21 protein-coding genes and 1 pseudogene are annotated in these 23,543 nt (G+C 34.6%); 11 read left to right on the top strand and 11 right to left on the bottom strand.

All coding sequences use genetic code 11. The features are described from left to right. Both BXU11_RS03670 and BXU11_RS03665 read right to left on the bottom strand, forming a co-directional pair. Nucleotides 1-2,277, bottom strand: a complete 2,277-nt coding sequence (locus BXU11_RS03670; RefSeq protein ID WP_078211045.1) for a TonB-dependent siderophore receptor — start codon at nt 2,275-2,277, stop codon at nt 1-3. A gap of 80 nt (nt 2,278-2,357) precedes the next feature. After that, nucleotides 2,358-3,071, bottom strand: coding sequence for a pyridoxine 5'-phosphate synthase (locus BXU11_RS03665; protein WP_078212052.1), 714 nt, complete (start codon nt 3,069-3,071; stop codon nt 2,358-2,360). 114 nt (nt 3,072-3,185) lie between these two features. Here BXU11_RS03665 and BXU11_RS03660 point away from each other — a divergent pair, with 114 nt between their 5' ends. The 8 genes from BXU11_RS03660 (at nt 3,186) to murI (ending at nt 11,493) form a co-directional block, all read left to right on the top strand. Next, nucleotides 3,186-3,845 (top strand): CBS domain-containing protein, encoded by a 660-nt coding sequence (locus BXU11_RS03660; RefSeq protein ID WP_024980434.1) that lies wholly within the window; start codon nt 3,186-3,188, stop codon nt 3,843-3,845. A 29-nt stretch (nt 3,846-3,874) separates the two neighbouring features. Beyond that, the gene (locus BXU11_RS03655; RefSeq protein ID WP_024980433.1) at nt 3,875-4,759 is read left to right on the top strand and encodes an NAD kinase; all 885 of its coding nucleotides are present in this window, start codon (nt 3,875-3,877) and stop codon (nt 4,757-4,759) included. Nucleotides 4,760-4,925: 166 nt separating this feature from the next. Beyond that, the gene (locus tag BXU11_RS03650) at nt 4,926-5,612 is read left to right on the top strand and encodes a DUF6089 family protein (protein ID WP_078211044.1); all 687 of its coding nucleotides are present in this window, start codon (nt 4,926-4,928) and stop codon (nt 5,610-5,612) included. A 1-nt stretch (nt 5,613) separates the two neighbouring features. Next, on the top strand, nt 5,614-6,354 hold the full coding sequence (locus tag BXU11_RS03645; RefSeq protein WP_078211043.1) for an isoprenyl transferase: 741 nt from the start codon (nt 5,614-5,616) through the stop codon (nt 6,352-6,354). Then, nucleotides 6,287-9,037 (top strand): outer membrane protein assembly factor, encoded by a 2,751-nt coding sequence (locus BXU11_RS03640; protein WP_078211042.1) that lies wholly within the window; start codon nt 6,287-6,289, stop codon nt 9,035-9,037. Before BXU11_RS03645 ends, BXU11_RS03640 begins: the two co-directional genes overlap by 68 nt. A gap of 35 nt (nt 9,038-9,072) precedes the next feature. Next, nucleotides 9,073-10,110 (top strand): OmpH family outer membrane protein, encoded by a 1,038-nt coding sequence (locus BXU11_RS03635; RefSeq protein ID WP_024980429.1) that lies wholly within the window; start codon nt 9,073-9,075, stop codon nt 10,108-10,110. Nucleotides 10,111-10,129: 19 nt separating this feature from the next. After that, complete coding sequence (locus BXU11_RS03630; RefSeq protein ID WP_024980428.1) at nt 10,130-10,627, top strand: OmpH family outer membrane protein; 498 nt, start codon at nt 10,130-10,132, stop codon at nt 10,625-10,627. Between the two features lie 89 nt (nt 10,628-10,716). Next, nucleotides 10,717-11,493, top strand: a complete 777-nt coding sequence (gene murI, locus BXU11_RS03625) for a glutamate racemase (RefSeq protein WP_078211041.1) — start codon at nt 10,717-10,719, stop codon at nt 11,491-11,493. A 3-nt stretch (nt 11,494-11,496) separates the two neighbouring features. On the opposite strand, the gene BXU11_RS03620 is transcribed toward murI, so the two are convergent. Together BXU11_RS03620 and BXU11_RS03615 are read right to left on the bottom strand one after the other, a co-directional pair. Next, nucleotides 11,497-12,015, bottom strand: a complete 519-nt coding sequence (locus BXU11_RS03620) for a gamma carbonic anhydrase family protein (RefSeq protein ID WP_078211040.1) — start codon at nt 12,013-12,015, stop codon at nt 11,497-11,499. Nucleotides 12,016-12,036: 21 nt separating this feature from the next. Continuing rightward, nucleotides 12,037-13,035, bottom strand: a complete 999-nt coding sequence (locus BXU11_RS03615) for a type IX secretion system membrane protein PorP/SprF (RefSeq protein ID WP_024980425.1) — start codon at nt 13,033-13,035, stop codon at nt 12,037-12,039. A gap of 129 nt (nt 13,036-13,164) precedes the next feature. Here BXU11_RS03615 and BXU11_RS03610 point away from each other — a divergent pair, with 129 nt between their 5' ends. From BXU11_RS03610 to BXU11_RS03600, 3 genes are all read left to right on the top strand, one after another. Further along, nucleotides 13,165-14,058 carry a NifU family protein gene (locus BXU11_RS03610; RefSeq protein WP_024980424.1) on the top strand — a complete coding sequence of 298 codons (894 nt, stop codon included), beginning with the start codon at nt 13,165-13,167 and terminating at the stop codon, nt 14,056-14,058. A gap of 157 nt (nt 14,059-14,215) precedes the next feature. After that, nucleotides 14,216-14,638, top strand: coding sequence for a hypothetical protein (locus tag BXU11_RS03605; RefSeq protein WP_078211039.1), 423 nt, complete (start codon nt 14,216-14,218; stop codon nt 14,636-14,638). A gap of 81 nt (nt 14,639-14,719) precedes the next feature. Further along, nucleotides 14,720-15,544 carry a mechanosensitive ion channel family protein gene (locus BXU11_RS03600; protein WP_078211038.1) on the top strand — a complete coding sequence of 275 codons (825 nt, stop codon included), beginning with the start codon at nt 14,720-14,722 and terminating at the stop codon, nt 15,542-15,544. Here BXU11_RS03600 and tsaB read toward each other — a convergent pair. The 7 genes and pseudogenes from tsaB to BXU11_RS03565 form a co-directional block, all read right to left on the bottom strand. Beyond that, nucleotides 15,541-16,212, bottom strand: a complete 672-nt coding sequence (gene tsaB / locus BXU11_RS03595; protein ID WP_078211037.1) for a tRNA (adenosine(37)-N6)-threonylcarbamoyltransferase complex dimerization subunit type 1 TsaB — start codon at nt 16,210-16,212, stop codon at nt 15,541-15,543. The genes BXU11_RS03600 and tsaB overlap by 4 nt on opposite strands. 74 nt (nt 16,213-16,286) lie before the next feature. Further along, entirely contained in the window at nt 16,287-17,582 is a 1,296-nt protein-coding gene (locus BXU11_RS03590; protein WP_078211036.1) for an efflux RND transporter periplasmic adaptor subunit, read from the bottom strand. A gap of 6 nt (nt 17,583-17,588) precedes the next feature. Then, nucleotides 17,589-18,953 carry a TolC family protein gene (locus BXU11_RS03585; RefSeq protein ID WP_078211035.1) on the bottom strand — a complete coding sequence of 455 codons (1,365 nt, stop codon included), beginning with the start codon at nt 18,951-18,953 and terminating at the stop codon, nt 17,589-17,591. 81 nt (nt 18,954-19,034) lie between these two features. Continuing rightward, nucleotides 19,035-20,150 carry an efflux RND transporter periplasmic adaptor subunit gene (locus BXU11_RS03580; RefSeq protein ID WP_024980418.1) on the bottom strand — a complete coding sequence of 372 codons (1,116 nt, stop codon included), beginning with the start codon at nt 20,148-20,150 and terminating at the stop codon, nt 19,035-19,037. A gap of 31 nt (nt 20,151-20,181) precedes the next feature. Continuing rightward, nucleotides 20,182-21,447, bottom strand: coding sequence for an ABC transporter permease (locus BXU11_RS03575; RefSeq protein WP_078211034.1), 1,266 nt, complete (start codon nt 21,445-21,447; stop codon nt 20,182-20,184). A 2-nt stretch (nt 21,448-21,449) separates the two neighbouring features. After that, nucleotides 21,450-22,693: pseudogene (locus tag BXU11_RS03570) on the bottom strand (ABC transporter permease). Continuing rightward, a complete protein-coding gene (locus BXU11_RS03565; RefSeq protein WP_078211033.1) occupies nt 22,686-23,387 on the bottom strand; it encodes an ABC transporter ATP-binding protein in 702 nt (233 codons plus the stop codon). Before BXU11_RS03565 ends, BXU11_RS03570 begins: the two are co-directional and overlap by 8 nt. Between the last annotated feature and the right edge of the window lie 156 nt (nt 23,388-23,543).

Genomic DNA, 23,543 nt, shown 5'->3' with positions numbered 1-23,543 from the left:
TTAAAATTTAAATCTCCAACTAATTGAGGGTAGGATTCGATACAACACCTTTTTCTCTTGTTTCACAATTACACTTTTTCTATCATCATTCACCTGAATATTCAAAACCACATAAATGGGATTATCAATATTAAAAGTATTATAAATTGAAAAATTCAATGCACTCTCTTTTGTATTAGTTTTCATAAAAAAGTAATTCACAGAAAGATCTGTTCTGATATAATTGGGCATCTGTGCATTATTATATGCTGAATATTCTTTGACTGGGTTATTATTGATAAAATACCACGACGTTGGCATTGTAAAACGGTTTCCAGAACTAAAGACTTGCGTCAATCCAAAATTCCACTTTGGATTTAAATCATAGATTCCAACCAATGAAAGATTATGTCGCCTATCATATTTTGCGAAATAAGTATTGCCGTTATTCAATTCATCAAAATTCCGATCTGACCAACTCAGTGTATAACTAAGCCAACCATTGAACTTGCCGTTATTTTTCCGAAGCATCAATTCAAAACCGTAGGCTTCTCCTTTTCCAACAAGTAAGTCGTTTTTGAGTGTTGTCGTTTCATTAAACTGAGTGACACCAAAGGGATATTCTAATAAATCTTTCATCGAACGGTAAAAACCTCCAAACGTTGAGACTAGGTTTTTTGCAACATTCAAACTAGAGCCAACAGAAAATTCATCTGATGCCTGTGGCTTAATTCCATCAGAACTTGCTATCCAAAAATCAGTAGGAATACCAACACTTGAGGTTGTTATCATACTCAAATACTGATATTGTTTGTTGTAAGAAGCATAAAAAGATGCGTGGTCAGTAGCGTAATTCAACAAAATACGCGGCTGAAAATGAAGGTAGGAATCAGTTTTTGCTCCAGAAAAATAATAATTAATGCGAACACCTAGTTCTGCATTGAAATGATCTGTAATCTTTGGTTTAATTGTTGTGAAAACCGCAGCCTCACTTGAATTGATTTTACTGTCTTGAAAAGCATTACTGGAATCATTTAAATTTTTAATGCTAATTTTTTGCGGTTGCAAATTATGTAGAACGTACTGAAAACCCGATTCAATAGGTATGTTTTTGATGAAATATTTTAAGGAGTTATTAAATCCAAAATCTTTGACATAAGAAGAAACTCCAAACTGAATTGTAGCCTGATCCATACGCAAATCATTAGAATATTGGCTAAAATAAAAAGCATTTGACATGGATACTTTTGAAGAAAAGGTAGTACCCAAAGTTGGAGAAACAATAAAATTACTCCATTTTAGACTGGTTTTCAAAGCTAAATTACCATCTTTGACTTGCAATGCATCAGCACTTACAAAAGCATCAATAGTTAACAGATTTTTCTTTGATAGTTGAGATAAAAAAGTAAAATTACCGTCCGAAAACCCATAATTCATACCATTTACATCATTACTCTCTGAACCTTTTTTTAGCAACGGCCCCACCACTTCGTCAATGTATGTTTTTCTTCCAGAAATATAAAAACCGGTTTTACTGTTTATCGGAGCAGCTAACGTTACTTGAGAAGCCAAAATCCCAATATTTCCTTGAACAGAAAAATCGGATGGTAAGATTTTATTGGGCAACAATTGGGTTGTTGAACTTAATCTTCCACCATACTTTGAGTTCGAACTAGATTTGTCAAACTCAACTTCTTTGATATGATCTGTATTATAAAAAGGAAAAATGCCTAATAAATGTGACATTCCATATACGGGAGTTCCACTGTATAAAATTGCATTGTGCCCAGGATCACCGCCTCGCACATACAAATACCCATTAGCATCACCTGAATTTTGAACCCCTGGAGTAAGTTGTAAAATTTTAATTATATCTGTAGTACCCAAAACAGTTGGCACATTGACTAACTCCTTTAGATTAAAAGACAGCTTCCCTCCTGATAAATTAGTAATTCCTGCTTTTTTAGTATTGGTAATTATAACTTCATTTAAAACCGAACGCTCCTTTTCTAAACTAATCGAAATCAATGTATCCTTCGATAAATCAAAATAAAAATGCTTTTCTACATAATCTTGATGTTTTACCGCAACGTTAATCTTTCCCAAAGGAATCTTCTTTGAAAAAAAACCAATACTATCAGTTAGTACATAATAATCGATATTGTTTACCGTAAAAGAAATTGCAGCACCAAATAAATTTTCATTTTCAGAAGACTTTATAGTACCTGATACCACAGCTTTTGTTTGAGCAAATACTCCGTAAAAACAAAACAAGAAAAAGAGAAGAATTGATTTCAATACTTAATTTTAATAAGAAAAATGCGAAATTAAGCAATTACACCCCAATTCTCTCTAATCATAATTATTTAATTTTCTAATTACTTTAACTTTTGCAAATACATATTCACCACATTGTCTAGCCCAAGATAAAGTGCTTCGGCAATTAAAGCATGACCAATAGAAATTTCTAGCAAACCGGGAATGTTTTGTTTGAAAAACTGAATATTATCCAAACTTAAATCATGACCTGCGTTTATTCCAAGACCTAATTCGTTGGCCAATTCGGCGGCTTTTACATAAGGTCCGATACCTTTTTCATTGCCCAAACTGTATTGATGAGCAAAGGCTTCGGTATACAATTCTATTCTATCGGTTCCAGTTTTTTGAGCCCCTTCGATCATAGCTGCAATGGGATCAACAAAAATTGAAGTTCGAATACCGTGGCGCTGAAACTCTTGAATCACCTCGGTCAAATAAGATTGGTTAGCAACGGTATCCCAACCCGCAGAAGAAGTGATCGCTCCAATAGCATCTGGAACCAAAGTCACTTGAGTTGGTTTACATTCTAATACCAAATCAATAAAATTATGCTGTGGATTCCCTTCGATATTATATTCTGTATATACGATTGGTTTTAAATCACGAGCATCTTGATAGCGAATATGACGCTCATCTGGGCGAGGATGAATGGTAATCCCTTGTCCTCCAAATTTTTGAATATCACTGGCTACCTGTAGTAAATTGGGAACATTTCCGCCTCTTGCATTACGTAAAGTAGCTATTTTATTGATGTTTACACTTAATTTTGTCATATTGAATCGAATACTATTTTCAAACATTGCATTAATGCCACAAAAATACAAAGTAAAACCTAGGACTTTTTGCCTTTTTTTGATTATTTTGCATAAAATATTTCGGAAAGAATAATGACAGAGATTTCAAACTATATCACCAACGACTACAAAGCCATTGATAGCCAAGAAACCATTGTAGCTACTCAAGAGGATTTATTTGAAATTCCATTTTCACATTTCCCTGTAGTTGAGGACGGCATTTATATTGGATGCCTCATTAAAGATGATCTTGAAACTTTTGATGGAGACAAAAAAGTAGCCGATTATCGCTTTGCACTAGAACCTTTTTTCGCAAGAACACAGATGATTTGGCTAGATGTTTTGGAAGTTTTTGCCAAAAACCACACCAATCTTGTCCCCGTCCTAGACGAAAACAACACCTACGTAGGTTATTACGAAATAGAAGATATCATCAAGTTTTTTCATGAAACCCCTTTTTTAAAAGAGCAAGGAGGCATTCTCGTGGTTCAGAAAGGAATACTAGAATACTCTATGAGTCAAATTACTCAGATTGTAGAAAGCAATAACGGTAAACTTCTAGGCCTTTTTGTTTCGGAAGCTAATACAGAATCTGTTCAAATTACCATTAAAATAAGTTTAGGCGCGATGAACGATATCATTCAAACCTTTCGTCGCTACAACTACGAAATCATTTCGGAACATCAAGAAGACAATTATATCAACAATCTGAAAGAACGATCCGATTATTTGGATAAATACCTTAACATCTAGTTTATCTCGCCATCGAACACTCAAAACTCATGAAAGTAGCTTTATACGGACAATATTATTTGGTTAGCACAGAACCCATCATCAAAGACATTTTTGTTTTTTTTAATAAAAACAATGTAGAAATGGTGATCGAAGCTACGTTTCTCAACATGCTCTACGAAAAAAAAATTGTCAGTAAAGAATACAAAACCTTTAGCTCACACACCGAACTCGACAGTAGTTTTGACATGCTAATCAGTATTGGTGGTGATGGTACAATGCTTAGAGCCGTTACTTTAGTTAGCAATTCTGGAGTACCGCTGTTAGGCATCAACGCAGGCAGACTGGGCTTTTTAGCTAATGTTCAAAAAGAAAATATTGCTGCTTTTATGCAATTGGTTTTAGATAAAAAATACACTTTATCACAGAGAACCCTTCTTAGCTTAACCTGCTCACCAGAAAACGAAACCATACTTGCCTTAGATTTTGCGTTAAATGAAGTTTCAGTTAGCCGAAAAGATTCCACCTCAATGATTACGATAGAAACCTACTTAAATGGCGAATTTTTAAACTCCTATTGGGCAGACGGCTTAATCATTGCCACACCAACAGGCACCACGGGTTATTCATTGAGTTGTGGCGGCCCCATATTAACTCCAGACGTAAAGAGCTTAGTGATCACCCCAATTGCACCACACAATTTGAACGCTAGACCCTTGGTAATTTCAGACGATACCGAAATTGTACTTCGGGTAACGGGACGTGAGGATCAATACTTAGTCTCACTCGATTCACGAATTACCTCAATTCAAAACGAATCGGTATTGACCATCAAAAAAACACCTTTTAAAATCAACATGGTTGAAATACAAGAGGAAACATTCTTGAAAACACTTCGAAATAAATTACTTTGGGGAGAAGACCGAAGAAATTAAATTCTTTTTAGTAAAAGTATACTATACCTAACTTTTTTTTCGTTTTAAGAACTTTATCAACGCTTTTTTTTTGAAAAAGAATATCTTTTCAAAAAAAACACACATTTATGAGCAAGAATACTAATTGGTATTGAATATTATTATATTTGCATGCGATTTATTACCTATGAACAAATTCGTTTACTTACTTTTAATCCTCTTTTCCGGCAGCATTTCATACTCTCAAATCCACGAGATAGGAATTTTTGCAGGAGGAAGTAATTATGTAGGCGACATTGGGCCTACCACTTACATTGCACCCAACAAAATGGCGTATGGTATTTTGTACAAATGGAATAAGAGTCCTAGACACGCCTACCGCTTTTCTTACACACAGTCCCAACTCTACTCTAATGATGCTGACTCCAAAGAAAACAGTAGATTACAACGTGGCTACTCCTTTAAAAACAACATCAAAGAACTTTCTGGCGGTCTTGAATTCAACTTTTTTGATTTCAATTTACATGAATCAAAAGTAAAAGTAACACCTTATGTCTTTTCGGGTTTAAATTTCTTTTTTCATGATGAGTTGTATATTGACAGCATTGGCGACACCTACAAAGACAAAACAAGTAATTCAATAGCCATCCCGATGGCAATAGGCATTAAGTCTAATTTTAGTCGTCGCTTTGTTATTGGACTAGAAGTAGGAGCAAGATACACCTTTACAGACAATATAGACGGAAACAATCCGAGTGCTGAAAATTTACAAAATTTACGATTTGGAAACATCAACAACACGGACTGGTATGTGTTTTCTGGCATTACATTAACTTATACTTTTGGCGAGAAACCTTGTTATTGCGCCTACTAATATGGATTTACTACAAAAAATCGACCTTACAAGACTTCCCCAACACCTAGCTATTATTATGGATGGCAACGGACGATGGGCAAAAAAGCAAGGCTTCTTGAGAGCCATTGGTCACGAAAACGGAACAAAATCAGTCAAAAAAATCATTCAATCTTGTGCTGAATTAGGCATAGACTACTTAACTTTATATGCTTTTTCAACCGAAAATTGGAAACGACCTAAATTAGAAGTAGATACTTTAATGAAAGTGCTCATCAATGCGCTCAAAAAAGAAGTAGACACCTTACAAAAAAACAACATCAGATTGAATGCTATTGGCAATTTAGAGTTGTTACCAAAAAATGCTCAAAAACAACTTTTGGAAGTAATTGAGCTCACCAAAGACAATACATTAATGACACTAACCCTAGCACTTAGCTACGGATCTAGAGAAGAATTAACAAATGCAGTAAGAATAATAAGCGAAAAAGTTAAAAATAATATAATTTCAATTGACAGTATTGACGATTCAATTATAAATCAGCATCTTTACACGCACAACTTACCGGATGTCGATTTAGTAATTCGAACAAGTGGAGAGCACAGAATAAGCAATTTTTTGCTTTGGCAAATCGCCTATGCTGAGTTATATTTTACAGCAGTTTTGTGGCCTGATTTTAAAGAAGACGATTTATATGAGGCCATCCTCAGTTATCAAAACAGAGAACGTAGATTTGGAAAAACAAGTGAACAAATTAAATAAAAGTTTAGTGTTACATAAAAGTATAAAAACAGCCCTTACCTTACTCCTTTTTGGAAGTTTTTCACAAATAATAGCGCAAGAGCGTATTCCGTTTGATCAAGGCAAAAAATACACTCTAGCTAAAGTAGATGTAACCGGAAAAATAAGTTTTAACGAACAAACAGTAATTACCTTTTCAGGGCTTGAAAAAGGACAAGAAATCACTGTCCCTGGTGAAGAAATTAGTAGCGCTATCAAAAAACTAGGCAAACTAGGATTATTTGATGAAATCAATTTTTATGTAAACAAAATTGTTAACGATAGCGTATATTTAGAGTTGAATATTCAAGAATTACCCAAGCTAAAAGAGGTAAAATTCAACGGTGTTAAGAAAAATAAAATCGAAGGATTAATCAAAGACAATAGCCTGCAAAAAGGAAAAATTGTTAATGAAAACCTTATCACTACAACGAAAAATTACATCGAAAACAAATATAAAAAAGAAGGCTATTACAATACAAAGGTTGTAATAAACAACACACCTGCTGATTCTGTAACTAGCAATCATGTCAACATGCTCATCAATGTAGACACAGGTGACAAAGTCAAAATAGCATCGATCGATTTTATTGGAAATGAAAAAGTGTCCGACAAAACCTTAAAGGCAGCGATGAAGGACACCAAACAAAAGAAAATAACTCGCGTATTTAAAAAATCGAAATTCATAAAATCAAAATATAAAGAAGACTTAGACAAAGTAATTGCTTCCTATAAAGAAAAAGGGTATCGTGATGCCAGAATCGTTTCAGATTCTGTATCGTATGACAAAGAAAAAAACGCACTTGCCATAAAAATCAATATAGAAGAAGGTAATAAATATTATTTTGGAAATATCAAATTTCTTGGAAACACAGTGTATCCAGACAACGGTCTTTTACAAGTTTTAGGTATTCAAAAAGGAGATACCTACAATGGCGTATTGCTTGAAAAGCGTATTGCTGACAAAACAAAACCTGACGGAGAAGACATCACCAATTTGTACCAAAACAATGGTTATTTATTTTCAAACATTAATGCTGTAGAAGTAAAAACAGCTAATGATACCATTGATTTTGAAATCAGAGTAACCGAAGGACCTATAGCCTATTTTAATAAAATATCTGTAGTAGGAAACGACAAAACCAATGACCGCGTTATTTATCGTGAACTCCGCACAAAACCAGGAGAAAAATATAGCAAAGACGAATTGGTTCGTACCATCCGTGAAATTGGTCAGTTAGGATTTTTTGATCCAGAAGCTATTGATCCAAAATTTAAAAATGTTGATGCTGCAGCTGGAACTGTAGACATTGAATACAATTTAGTTGAAAAAGGAGCAAGCCAAATCGAACTACAAGGTGGTTATGGCGGTGGAGGTTTCATTGGAACATTAGGATTATCATTCAACAACTTCTCGGCTAGAAACATGTTTAACAAGGAATCCTACAAACCTTTACCAATGGGTGATGGTCAAAAAGTTTCCTTACGTCTTCAAGCAAGTACCTTTTTTCAAACGTATAGTGTATCCTTCTCAGAACCATGGTTTGGTGGTAAAAAACCAGTTTCTTTTAGTAGCTCATTATCCTACAGTAAACAATTCTTAAATAATTTTACTACAGGTAGAGCAGATAGAAGCAAAAGCTTTAACATCCTTTCTCTTTCATTAGGAATATCCAAACGTTTGAGCGAACCAGATGATTTTACTTATTTATCACATGCTATAAGTTTTCAAAGCTATGACTTGAACAATTATTTTACAGGACTATTTAGTTTTGGAAATGGATTCTCAAACAACTTAGCGTACACCATCGGAATCACTCACTCTAACAAAGGGATTAATCCAATATTCCCAACCTATGGATCTGAGTTTACTTTTTCTGCTAAATTCTCACCTCCTTATTCTTTATTCAATAAAGTGGATTACAAAAACCTAGAGAATTTAAAGGAAAACAAATACAAATATGATGGTAGCCTTGGAGATTCTTATGTTGGAGATAATGGTATTATTGTAAACAAAGGCGACTATGTTGAAGCAATTCCAACACAAAATACAAGACCTAATAGTGTAACAGACTATAAAGATGCAGCAGCTGATCCTGCCAAAGTTGACCAACAAAAATTCAACTGGTTAGAATATTATAAAATTAAATTTAAAGCCGATTGGTATACTAAAGTATATGGAAAACTCGTTTTAAGAACATTGGGAGAATTTGGTTTCTTAGGAGCCTACAACCAAGACCGAGGTTTAATTCCATTCGAACGTTTCTTTTTAGGAGGTGACGGTATGGCTAACTTTGCAATGGACGGTAGAGAAACCATACAACTTAGAGGATATCCGAATAACTCTTTAACGCCATTAGTTAACGGTTCTCAAGACGGAGCTACAGTTTATAACAAATTCTCTATGGAGTTACGTTATCCAATAACCTTAAAAGCATCGGCTTCCATTTATGCACTAGCATTTTTAGAAGCAGGGTCATCGTATACCAACTTTAAAAACTACAATCCTTTTGACTTAAGTCGTTCCGCTGGATTTGGTTTGCGTGTATTTATGCCTGCCTTTGGTTTACTTGGAATCGACTTTGGACATGGTTTTGATGCCTTACCAGGACAAACCAAAGCCAACGGATGGGAAACACACTTTATCATAGGACAGCAATTCTAATTTTTTTGATTCAACTATAATCAAGTCTAAAAGTTATGAGAAAACATATTTTATTTATATTTTTATCCCTTTTTATAGTTGAAAACAACATTGCTCAATCTCGTGGCCCAAAAATAGGTTACATCGACATGGAATTCATTTTACAAAATGTAAACGGATACATCGAAGCAACCAATCAATTAGAGATAAAAGCTCAAAATTGGAAACAAGAAATTGAAGTTAAAAAAAGTGATATCAAGAAACTAAAAGAAACACTTTCAATTGAAAAAGCGTTACTCACTAGAGCACTGATAGACGAAAGAGAAACAGAAATCAATTTTTTAGAAGCAGAATTAGTTTCTTTTCAACAAAAACGATTTGGACCTAATGGAGATTATATGGTACAAAAAAGTTCTTTGTCAAAACCGGTACAAGATCAAGTTTTTACAGTAGTACAAGATATTGCCGAAAAACAAAAATTTGATTTTATTTTCGATAAAACATCCGATTTTACTATGTTATTTGCCGCAAAGCGATATGACATCAGTGATCAAGTTTTAAGAAAACTAAACAATTCTGAAAAAAGAGAACAATTAAGCAAAAAGCAACTCGAAGCCCAATTAGTTAAAGAGAAAATCCAAGAAGCTTTGGATGAAAACCCAGAACTAAACGAGCGTCAATTAGAATTAGATGCTAAAAAAGCCGCAAAAGAAAAACTACTTCAAGATCGAATACAACTTCAAGAACAAAAAAGAAAAGAATTTGAAGAAAATAGACGAAAAATAAAAGAAGAAAGAGAAGCGAAAAGAAATGGCACAATTTCTGCAACAGTAGAAAAAGAAACTACTAATTCAACAACAGCAACTCAAGCAACTTCAACATCAAAAGAAGCAGCGCCTGCAACGAAAACAGCTACAGAAGTAGAACGAGAAAAAATAACCGCTGAAAGAACAGCAGCAGCAGAGGCTAAAAAGCAAGAGATTGCCAATCGTAAGAAAGAATTAGAAGAGAAAAGAAAGAAAATATTAGAAGAACGAGAAGCACAGCGAAAAGCAAAAGAAGAAGAATTAAAACTAAAAACAAAAGTAAATTAATATTAAATTTTTTAAAACAATGAAACAAATTAAAACTTTATTAATCGCAGCAATGGTAGTATTGGGAGCAAACACAATGACTGCTCAAGCAAAGGTAGCACATGTAAACATTGCTGAAATTATGACAAAAATGCCTGCTATGCTAGATGCTCAAAAACAACTAGAAAAGCTAAGCACTACATATGATGCTGAATACAAAAAAATGGTTACTGAATACCAAGACTTACTAAAAAAATACGAAGCAGAAGCAAAAACGGTTACAGATGCAGTAAATGAAACTCGTGGAAAAGAAGTTCAAGACATGCAACAACGTATTGTAGCTTACAGAGACAACGCACAAAAAGAATTACAACAAAAAGAGTCTGATATCACTAAACCATTATATGACAAAGTGAGAACTTCAATCCAAAAAATTGGAAAAGCAAAAGGAATGCAATACATTTTAGATGGTGCTTCTTTACTATTAGCTGATGGTCCAGATTTGACTGCTGATGTTAAAAAAGACTTAGGATTCTAAGAAAATTTTACACTAATATTAACTGCTCCTTCACTTGAATGGAGCAGTTTTTTTTTGAACAAAGTTGATAATTGAGTAATTTTGTTTTTATGAACAACAATCAACCCATCGGCATTTTTGATTCAGGTATTGGAGGAACTTCTATTTGGAAAGCCATCCATGAATTACTTCCTAATGAACAAACCATTTACTTGGCCGACAGTAAAAATGCGCCTTACGGCCAAAAAACCAAGGCTGAGATCATTGCCTTGAGTATGAAAAACACGGAATACTTGTTGACTTTAGGATGCAAACTAATTGTAGTAGCTTGCAACACCGCAACCACAAATGCGATCAAAGAATTAAGAGAAAAATACAAAATACCTTTTATTGGCATAGAACCTGCTATAAAACCTGCCGCCCTTCACTCCAAAACGCAAACCATCGGTATTTTGGCCACTCAAGGAACTTTAAATAGCGAGTTATTCAATAAAACGGTGGAAATGTACCATGATACCAAAATCATAGAACAAATTGGACATGGTTTGGTACAGTTAATTGAAAGTGGCAACATGAACTCACCCGAAATGACCCAATTGTTAAACGAATACCTACAACCCATGATCAATGCCAACATTGATTATTTGGTTTTAGGTTGCAGTCATTATCCGTATTTAATTCCACAAATAAAAAAAATACTACCTCCCCATATTCAAATCATTGATTCTGGAGAGGCAGTTGCGAAACAAACGCAAAATGTTTTAAATGAAAAAGTAGGCCTTTCGAATTTGGAGAAAAGCTTCCCTGTTTTTTATACCAATACCGATCCAAAAGTGCTGGACGATATTTTAGAAAATCGCTATGGAATAATTCAGACAGCGTTTTAAATATTATTCCTCCTCTTTAAACCAACTTGAGTACATTACGTAGTTATTAGAAATACGCTCAATTTCGCCTGCAAAGTCAGATTGATCAATGTCTTTTACTTTTTTTGCAGGAACTCCTGCAAAAATTGTCCCTGAAGGAACAACGGTGTTTTGAGTAATTACAGATCCTGCCGCAACAATTGAGTTACTCTCAATTACGCAATTGTCCATCACAATGGCTCCCATCCCAATTAAAACGTTGTCATGAATAGTACATCCGTGCACAATAGCATTGTGACCAATAGAAACATTATTCCCAATAACTGTGGGATGTTTTTGATAAGTACAATGTATCACTGCACCATCTTGAATGTTCACTTTATTGCCAATGGTTATTGAATTGACATCACCACGTAGTACTGCATTGAACCAAATACTACAATTTTCACCAATATACACTTCGCCTACTATAGTGGCATTCTCCGCTATAAAACAATCCTCAGGGATTTGAGGAGATTTCCCCTTTACCGATTTAATTAACATAAATAAAAATTATTACTACAATTAGTTGATTGCTGGACATTCGCAATCATACTTTTGAGGTTTACAAAACAAATTCAATCCCAAGGTAATTTGATGATACCCTCCATTATCAAAACGAACAGCACCTGCCACTTGAGAATAGGTATAAGCCATCATAAAATTCTTGTAATTCACCCCAACAATTGGACTAAAAAACTGTAAATTTTGTTTTTCAACACTGTTATTATTAAGATATTCTGCTCCATCAAAACTTCTTCTATAAGACAAACCTGCCCATAGACTTCCAAAATCAAGATTTTTATAAGCTTTTAAGTTGATATCAATAGCTTTTTCTTTGGTTCGTTCAGTTAATTGAAACAATAACGAAGGCTCCCACAAGATCTTATCTCTATTACCAAAAAGATAACCGGCACTCAATAAATATTTTCTCAAATTATCACTCTCGTACACTGTATAAATATCTCTTCTGGTTTCTACAACATTTTTGACCGTAGCATGTGCATAAAAATTCAGGAAATTATAAGAAGCTCCAATATCAAAATTAAAATAAGAATCGCGCTGTACTATTGTTCCATCAATAATCGGATCAAAATCACCAGACTGTATAAACTCGGTTTCATTCAATTGACTTTGAATAAATCCAGCGCTTAATCCAAAAGAAAGTTGATTCAAATCAACCTCATCACGAGAAAAAAGTAAATGATAAGCATAAGTAGCTTTCACACCTTTTTGAGAATGATATCCATTTTTATCATTAAAAACAATTACCCCAGCGCCTGCCCTATCACTCACTTTACCATTGTAACTTAATGTTTGTAATTGTGGAGCGTCATCTTGCCCAAACCACTGTTTTCTTGCGGTAAGTCTAACTTTTGCACAATTAGCAGCTCCTGCCATTGATGGGTGAATTAAGTAATAATTATCAGATAGATAATCCGAATAAACGGGCAGTCCCTCTTGAGCTTTGAGCAAAAAAGTTGAAAGAAAGGTAACTAACAAAAAGAAACAATTTTTAAGCATTAAATTTAAAATTAAGATCAATGAAATCAATCCTATAAAAGTACTATTTATTAGTCAATTATAATATAAATTATACAAATTAGGTTTAAGTAGAAAATAACTTTAGTAATTTTGCAAAAAATTAAAGTCATGACACAAGTAACAATAAAAGAAACACAAAATCCAACCATATTAAAATTTGAGTTCCCAGATTTCATCACACAAAATGAAAGTTATGAATTCAAAAACATAGACGAGACCAAGAGCTCGCCTTTAGCACAACAATTATTTTATTTACCATTTGTTAAAACGGTTTATATCTCAGGAAATTTTGTAGCTATTGAACGTTTTAGCATTGTTGAGTGGACTGACGTTCAAGAAGCAGTAGCTGAACAAATTGAAAAATTCGTGAACGATGGCGGTACCATTATCAACATTGAGGATAACAAAACCAAAAAGCAACCGGTTACCGTTTATGGTGAAACTACACCCAACCCAGCTGCGCTAAAATTTGTAGTGAGCAAAATGCTAACTAAAACTCCAATAGAGTATAAAAATATTGACCAAGCCAAATCATCGCCATTGGTACAGGAATTATTTAAATTTCCCTATGTAAAAGAAGTTTTCATCGACGAGAATTATGTCTCTGTAACCAAATACGAAATCAACGATTGGCAAGAAATCACCTTAGAATTGAGAACTTTTATCAAGCAATTTATTGAAAACGGAGGAACGGTTATCGATGAATCATTGTTGGATATTTCATTGAAAGATGAAAAAACAAAAGACGACAATTTTGACAGTCTAGATGAAACTTCTCAAAAAATCATCAACATCTTAGAGGAATATGTTAAACCAGCTGTAGCTGCGGATGGTGGGAATATTGTTTTCCACTCCTATGACAAACAAACAGATACTGTAAAAGTGATGATGCAAGGAGCCTGTAATGGTTGTCCATCTTCAACATTTACTTTAAAAAGTGGTATTGAAAACATGCTAAAAAGCATGTTGAATAACGAAAATATAAAAGTCGAAGCAGTATAATTTCTGCCCACATTAAATCAAGCGTCTCAAGTGAGGCGCTTTTTTCATTCCAAAAACACCTAAACAATTAATTTTTAGCTATTTTAAAATTAATAAAGAAAGATTTCCACGATAAATTGATTACTATTGTAGCCTAATCTTTAAACTATCAAATACCATGGGAGTAACATCATTTTTTAAAAATCTTTTTGGAACGGCAAAAGAAACTGCATCAGAATTAGCTAAAGAAGCAGAATCCACTTTTGAAGAAGTAAAAGAAGCGGCCGCCCCACACCTAGACCAAACGATCAAGCTTGCTGAAGATACCTTTGAAAAAGTAAAAGAAACAGCAACTCCTTATTTAGAGCAAGCGGAAAAAATGGCGGAAGAAACCTTAGAAAAGGTAACTGCAGCAGCAAGCCCTGTAATTGAAAAAACTAAGGAAACTATCAACGAATACGCAGATAAAGCTGAAACGGCACTTAGCGATTTGGTGGCACAAGTAAAAGAAAAAACCAATGATACAACAACAAAAACAGTTGATACCGTTCAAGAAACTATAGAAGAGACAGGCAAAGACGTTAACGATCTAACAAAATAGCTTTTAAAATACAAAAATTAAGTATTTTTGTCTTGTAAACCTTCTCAAAAGAGAAGGTTTTTTAATTAAAAAAACAAATCAATGGAAGTATCACCAAATCAGCTTTCTAATTATGCATCCTTATTGTGGAATGCCGTAATTGAATATTCGCCTAAAATAATTTCAGCGTTTATCATTTTAATCATTGGAATTTATGCCATTCGATTAATTTCTAGAATCATCAAAAAAATAATGGTAAAAAGAGAATTAGATCCTACGCTAACTAAATTCTTAGCAGATATCTTAATTTGGGCTTTGCGAATTCTGTTGTTTATTGCTTTTATCTCAAAACTAGGCATTGAAACATCCTCTTTTGTGGCTATTTTGGGTGCTATGGGTTTAGCTGTAGGTTTGTCATTACAAGGATCTTTATCCAACTTTGCGGGCGGCATGCTGATCATTTTATTCAAACCATTTAAAGTTGGTGACACGATCGAGGCACAGGGACAAATTGCTTCGGTGCTAGAAATTCAAATTTTTGTAACAAAATTACTAACGGCCAACAATCAAACAATTTTTATTCCCAACGGGATTCTTTCGAATGGCACGATTATCAATTATTCTATGCAGGGTCAAAGAAGAGCCGATTTGACCATTGCGATTTCCTATGCAACGGATATTAAAAAAGCTAAAGACATAATTACAGAAGTCCTTAGAAAAAATCCAAAAATACTACAGCAACCTGCAGCCGACGTAAGCGTAAAAAACCTAACCGATAATGCTATCCAACTAGCGGTTCGTCCGTGGGCGAAAAACGAAGATTTCTGGGCTGTTTATTCAGACACTCTTGAACAATGCAAAGAAGCCTTTGATGCAGCAGGAATTGTAATACAACCTTATGTTAGAGAATCTTCATTAAAAAATTAAAGCGCCTTTTTGGTCGTGATCATAAAATCTTTTAAATAAAAAGGCTCAAAATAAGCGACATCAACGGTGTCGCTTTTTTGGTATTTATCAAAACTCAAAGCACTCATTTCTTTGGCGGAAGGATATTGAATTCCTTCTAAAAAAACAAAATTAGGCGCTGAAAGTACCGTTTTGCATTTCTCGTTGCAATCCCCAATAAAATAAATGGTTTCTTTAATTGCTGCAAATGAATTTTCGGTAATCACTTCGGCTTGTGTTTCTCTAACAGCTTCATAATTTGATGTAAAAATAGCGCTATAGACTTCCATTCTTCTAGCATCTATCATGGGAACAATATAACCCTCAACTCGTTGTACTTGTTGTGCTAGTGTTTGCATTGTATCAATGGCTATCAACGGAATTCCCAAGGCATAGCATAATCCTTTGGCCGCTGAAACCCCAATTCGTAAACCGGTGTAAGAACCTGGGCCTTGACTAACGGCAATTGCCTTTAAATCAGCAAAAGCAATACCCGCTTCCTTTATAATTGCTTCAATAAATACGTGCAAAAACTCAGCATGAGAATACCCTTCCTCAGCCAATTCTTTACAAATTAATGTACTTCCATTTTTTGCTAATGCTACAGAACAATTCTTAGTAGCAGTTTCGATGTTGAGTATGTAGGCCAAAACTTAAATGATATAAACTCGAAAATCACAATCTAAACTTTAGATTGTGATTTTCGAGTTGAATTTATACTAAACTATTTTTTTTTCTCTTTGTCTTTGTCTGTTTTTAACGAGACTTTATCTCCTGAATTTAAATCCTTGGAAACTGTGGTATAAGGACCTGTAATTACTACATCGCCTTTTTTAAGGCCAGATAACACTTCAATATTGGTATCATCTTGAATCCCTGTTTTGATCACTCTGATTTTGGCTTTGGTTCCGACTTTTACAAAAACACATTCGAATTTTTTATCGCTTTTCGGTTTTGGTTTGTCCTCATTCGGATCTTCCACTTTAATTTCTTGTACCGCTGCCGTATCCGATTTTACCACTACTGAACTAATTGGCACAGTCAAAATATTCGTTTTGGTATTCGTAATAATATCTACTGTAGCTGTCATTCCCGGTCTAAACGGAGAATAAGTTGCTGGCTTTCCTTGCAATAAATCTTGATAAGAATCTTTTAAAATTCTCACTTTTACTTTAAAATTCGTCACCTGATCCGCCGTTAGCGCAGAACTCGCTGAATTCGAAATACTGGTCACTACCCCTTTGAATTGTTTTTTTAAATACGCATCTACTTCAACATTAGCTTCGTCACCAACTTTAATTTTTACAATATCATTTTCATTCACATCTACTTCTACTTCCATATTGTTCAAATTAGCCACTCGTAAAATCTCAGTTCCAGCCATTTGTTGTGTTCCTAAAACGCGTTCACCAAGTTCAACATTTAGCACTGAGATCGTTCCGTCTGCTGGAGCATAAATCGTGGTTCTTCCCAAGTTATCTTTGGCCTCCAAAACAGTTGCAGAAGCACTTTGCACGTTGTAATACGCATTTTGCTTATTCGCTTTAGCAACTTCGAAAGAAGCAATCGCTTTGTCCCAATCGGCTCTAGATATAATGCCTTTATCGTACAAAGATTTGTTACGATCGTAATTGGCTTTGGCTTCTTTAAATGAAGCTTCTGATTGATTTAACACGGCTTTACTTCCTGATAAATTCGAGACCGTTCTGTTGTATCCAGAGGTATACAAATCGGGATTTATTTTTACCAACAAATCGCCTTTTTTTACCACTTGTCCTTCTTTGACATTCAAAGCGATGATTTCTCCAGACACTTCAGAAGATATTTTTACTTCAATTTCGGGTTGAATTTTTCCGGTGGCAGAAACAGTTTCAACGATGGTCGATGCGCTAACATTAGCAATTTCAACTTCGGTTCCTTGATCTTTATTTCCGATAACACCTGATTTGGAAAGTCCTACTAAGGTTCCTATTAAGACAACGGCAACGGCTAAAAGTATATAAATGGTTTTCTTAGACATAATGAATTAGTTTTTTAAGATTGGAATTCCAAAATAGAATTCAAGTATTTTAATTTTAAAAATATAGTCGTATTTGGTTCGAATTACTTCAGATTGCGCGTTAGTCAACAAGGTTTGCGCTTGATTGAAATCGAAGGAATTCATCATGCCCACCGCATAACGTTCTTTAGCATAATTGAAAGCTTCTTGTCTGGATTCTAAAGCAACAATAGCTGATTCATGTGTTTTTAAAGCACCTTTAGCGTCCGTGAAAGCAGTATACACATTTCTTTGCAAGTCTAATTCTTGTTGTTCCAAAGCTATTTTAGATTTCTCTAAATTGACTTTGTTACGATCCACATTGTTTTTTACTGACCATCCGTTAAAAATTGGAACGGAGAGTTGTAAACCAAAAGCCTGTCCTTTATTATCACGAAATTGATCCCAAAAAGGCGGAGCCGATACCGTTACGGTTTGATCATTCAGTTTAAATGTTTGATCCGCATAAGCAATTCTTGAATTGTAGCTATAAAATCCTTGTAATGTAGGTTGATAAGCACCTCTTGCAATAGCTACATCTTTCTCAGCAACTTCTAGATTCGTTTTTGCAATTTTCAACTCCGTTCTAGTTTCTTTCGCTTTGTCATATATGGCAGTTACTTGTTGCCCTAAGATGTTGTTTTCATCTTTGAGAGAAGTATTATCAATAACATCAAAGTCATAAAATTCTTTTAATTGCAACAATTGCGCTAAACTTAACTTCGAAATCAATAAAGCATTTTCTGCCGTTACTACGTTTTGTTTGTTAGTAGCTACATTTGCTTTAATATCCAATACATCACCTCTTGGAATAGATCCGGCTTTTACTAGTTCTTCGGAACGAACCAATTGTTTTTCAATAATCGCTAACTGCTCGTTTTGAACTTTCAAGTTTTCTTTATTAAACAAAACTTGTAAAAAAGCGTTGGCTACATTCAAGGCAATATCCTCTTGCATTTTGAGCAACTGATATTTTGAAGCTACAATCGCCAAATTGGATTTTCTGAGATTGTTTTGATTTTGCAAACCTTTATAAATATCCACTCCAACTGAGGCTCCGAACGAGGAGAACTGTGTAGTTTGGTTTCGCAATAAACCAGTCGTAATATCCTGATTCAAACCTATGTTCCAAGAATGAGAAGCGTTAGCATTTACTGAGGGTAAAAAACTTCCAAAAGCTCCTCTTTTATTAATATCGGCCGTTTTGATATCTAACTCCGTGTTTTTGATAGAAATATTGTTGTCTACCGCATATTTTACACACTCTTCTAAAGTCCAGCTCTTGGTTTGTGCCGTTCCAACAATGGAAGCGAACAAAAAGAATACTAAACTTAAATAATTATTTTTTTTCATAAATCGGGAATGAAAGTGCAACAAATATACTGCACAAATTTAACATTTTTTCAAAATTAGCAACTAGTTTATGGGGCTTAATTACGGCTTAGGCTCTTCAGTTAGCAAGCCTTGATTCCAAACTTTTATCTTGTCTGTAGCCTTAATTCCGCTTTTTATCTGAACATAAATTCCATCGCTTACACCCAAAACTAGATCTTTACGAACAAACTTCTGCTGTCCAGTTTGAATTTCAACATAAGGTTTTTGTGTTTTTTTATCAAATTGGACTAAGGCTTCTTTGATAGCCAAAACTTTATCGGCTTTTTCTAAAATAATTGAAGCATTGGCGCTTAATCCTGCTCTAATAAAGGTGTTATCTCTATTGGTCATTTTCGCTTTAATTTCAAATTGAATCGCACCATTTTCGGTTTTTCCTTTTGGAGCAATGTAATTCAAAACCGCATCGAATTTTTTGTTTTCGATAGCACCAACCGTAATCTCAATTGGTAAATTTTCTTTTATTTTACCTACTTCAGATTCGTCAATTTTTCCAACAAAAATCATTCTTCCTACATCGGCCACACTTGCAATAGTGGTTCCTTCATTGAAATTGTTACTTTCAATAACTTGATTTCCTACTTTTACTGGAACATCAAGTACCATTCCGTTTACCGTAGAACGAATCAAAGTATTAGCATAATTCCCCATTCCAGATGTAGTTCCAGTTTTTACGATATCGTTACTTTTTCTAGCCGCAGCATAATTCTGCTTGGCTTGTTTGTAAGCCACTTGAGCTGCATCAAAATCGTTAGCAGAAATTACTCCCTTGTCAAATAAGGTCTTTTGTCTTTGAAATAATTTTTCTTGATTGTCCAAATCAATTTTGGCCGTTTGCACTTGATTTTGAGTAGTATTCAAAGAAGAAACATTCGCCACTACTTTGATTTTAGCAATCAGATCTCCAGCTTTGATCGTTTCTCCAGCTTTGATATACACTTCTTCGATGATTCCAGAAATGTTCGGTTTGATTAAAACTTCTTCATCTGGAACAATATTCCCTGTAGCAATAGTCGTTTTTACAATGGTTTTCGTTTCGGTTTTATCCGTTTGAAACACCACTGGCGACTCCTGATTTTTGGAATACAAATAGTATAAAGCACCAAAAAAGACCAGTGCGATTACAATTAAAATAGTTATGGTTACTCCTTTTTTCATTTTTTGATTGATTATCGTTTTACTTCTATATTTATTCTGTTCTTAAAGCGTCCACTGGCTTGATTTTAATAGCGATCTGAGCAGGAATTAATCCCGCTAACAATCCGGAACCCACTAAAATCATTAAAGCAAAAAACACTACAGTAAGGTCTACACTGGGGTTGGCAAACATCATATCTTCACTTGGCATGGAATCTAAAATCATATTCAAAATCCATAAAACGCCCGTTGCCATGGCGATACCAAACATTCCCGCTATAATGGTTAAAAATATAGCTTCGGTTAAAATTTGGGTCCTAATCGCTCCTGGAGTCGCACCCAAAGCCCTACGAATCCCTATTTCTTTGGTACGTTCTTTTACGACAATCAACATAATATTTGAAATTCCAATTACTCCAGAAAGCAATACAAGCGTTCCAACAAAATAGGCTATAAATCGCAAAATCGCGAATAATCCTTGTACTTTACTAAATTCCGCATATAAATCAAAATTTCCAATGGCACGATCATCGGCAGGATTTATGGAGTGCCTGCCTTTCATAAACTCAATAATTTTGGGTTTCAATTCCGTAATAGATGCGCCATCATTAGCCGTAAGCGCCATCCATCCAACGGTATCGCCAAAATTGAAAGCTTGTTGAAAGGAGGTAAAAGGAACAAAAATTTCCTTTTGCCCTTCTTCACCACCATCTCTATTATTTGATTTAGATTTATAAATTCCCACCACCAAGAAGTTGACACCGTTTATTTTAATATAGGTACCAATTACTTCTTCGGCAGGTGCATACATTTCATTTATAATTCCACGACCAATTACGGCTACTTTACGTTTTAGATTGATATCTTGTTGGTTCAAAAACCTCCCTTTTAAAATATCCATTGGCTGTTGTTTGATTAACTCTGGATAATCACCATAAATGGAATATGCACCCGTTTTGGTCCCTCTCACCACATTATTAGCCCCTTCAAAACCACCCAACTGATTTCTTGGCGACACATACAACAAATCTGGAAAATTTTCTTTTAAACCCGAAACATCAGCATTTTTGAAATTAAATTTTCGATTGGCGGGTAGTCCTTTATAGGCTTTTGAAGCCGTTTGAGACCACATAAACATAGTGTTGGTTGCAATTCCATCAAATCCTTTTTTAACGCCATTTTCTAAGCCATTACCTGCAGCTAGCAGAATAACCAAGATAAAAATACCCCAAAAAACACCAAAAGCCGTAAGAATCGTTCGAAAGGTATTGGCCGTCAAGGCCTCTAAAATTTCATTCCATTTGTCTCTATCAAACATAATTATTCGTCTCTAAGTGCTACAATAGGTTTGATTTTGGCAGCATGATACGCTGGAAAAAAACCAGCCAAAGCCCCGCAAAAACCAATAAAATTAAGGTCGTTATGGCCACTCCAAAATCTACTTCAGGATTCAAAAAATAATCGCTTTTCACATACGGCCCTACTAATTCTAACAACAACAAACTAGAAAGAAGTCCAACAAAACCGGCAATAGTTGTAATAAAAATAGACTCGTGCAAAATCATTCCAACGATTGAAACGGGTGATGCACCCAATGCTTTTCGGATTCCGATTTCTTTGGTACGCTCCTTTACAATAATCAACATGATATTACTCACCCCGACTACTCCCGCAATAATGGTACAAATTCCGACCCACCAAAAAAACAAACGGATGTAGAGATTTAGATCATAAAATTGTTTGGCATTTTCAATAGAATTATTAATTCCAATCGCACTTTCATCATCAGGAGCGACGGTATTTTTACTTCTCAACATTTGCCCTAATTCGGTAGTGAACTTGGTGGATTGTGCCAAAGCTTCTTCATAAGTAGCTTTTTTATTCAGCGTAAATTGCATGTTGCTAATTTTGTCGCCTACGCTAAAGGCTTTTTGAGTAGTGGTGATCGGTAAATAAATTCTTGACTCTTCGCGTTCTCCCGAAGGATCCGTAAAAACGCCAACTACTGTGAAATTCACATTATTGATTACGATTTGTTCTCCAATAGAATTTTTATCTTTAAATAAATCCAGCTTCACTTTTTGACCAATAGCTGCGACTTTTTCGTTGCGCAACAAATCATTTTCGTTAATAAAACGTCCACTAACGATGGTTGCATTTTCTAAAGCTAAATAATCTGGATAGATTCCCCGGAACTGATAATTTCCTGTTTCTTTTCCATAAACGATAACACCATTCCAGTAAGAATAAACTGCTGATCTTCGATCTAATTTATCATCAAATTTGGTAACCGCCAAGTCATAATCACTATTCCTAAACTGTATTTCTCTTCCGGGATTCAACCCTTTGTATTCTTTTGTAGTGGTGCCCGTCCAAACTTCAATAATTCCCTCGGCATCGCGTTCAAATTGTTTGGCTATTCCGTTTTGCAGCCCTTTGCCCGCTCCAAGCAAAATCACTAAAATAAAAATACCAGAAGCCACAGAAATACCCGTTAAGAAGGTTCTCAACTTGTTCTTGGCAATCGCCTCGAAAATTTCCTGCCAGCGTTCAGTATTAAACATAAGAAGAAGCTCTAACTTGTTCTACTAATTTATCATCTATGATCAATCCATCTTTTAACACCACATTGCGTTTACACATAGCCGCAATATCCGGTTCGTGGGTCACAATCAAAATGGTTTTTCCTTCGTCATTGATCCCTTGAATCAATTCCATTACCTCATAAGAAGTTTTAGTATCCAAAGCACCCGTAGGTTCATCGGCCAACAACACTTTGGGATTAGAAGCTAACGCTCTAGCAATTGCGACTCTTTGTTTTTGCCCTCCTGAAAGCTCATTGGGCAAGTGATGCGAATGGGTAGCTAAACCAACTTTTCCCAAATATTTCATGGCAATTTCGTTGCGTTCTTTTCTTTTGATACCTTGATAATACAAAGGCATGGCTACATTATCCAACGCTGTTTTGTAATTGATTAAGTTGAACGATTGAAATACGAATCCTAAAAACTGATTGCGGTATTTGGAAGCAATGGTTTCATTCAATTTCTTTATCGGAACAGTATCAAGTATATAACTTCCAGAATCCGCTTCGTCTAAAATTCCTAAAATATTGAGTAATGTTGATTTCCCCGAACCAGATGAACCCATGATAGCAACCAATTCCCCTTCTTTGATATTGAAATTAATTCCTTTTAAAACATGTAATTCCGAAGATCCCATTTTATAGGATTTGTGTAAATCTTTAATTTCAATCATCTTACAATATTTATAACAATACTACGTCTTTTACTACCAATCTGACTTTATAAAAAGTTAAATTATATCAATTCTAAAGCATAAGACTGCCATTGTTTGAAAATGTTACAAAAGATATGGAATAAAATTTGTTTTAGTATTTTTACCAAACCAAAC

It is taken from the genome of Flavobacterium sp. LM5 (assembly GCF_002017945.1).
In the GTDB taxonomy this organism is placed as follows: Bacteria; Bacteroidota; Bacteroidia; order Flavobacteriales; family Flavobacteriaceae; genus Flavobacterium; species Flavobacterium succinicans.
This window is presented reverse-complemented; position numbering and strand designations above follow the sequence as displayed.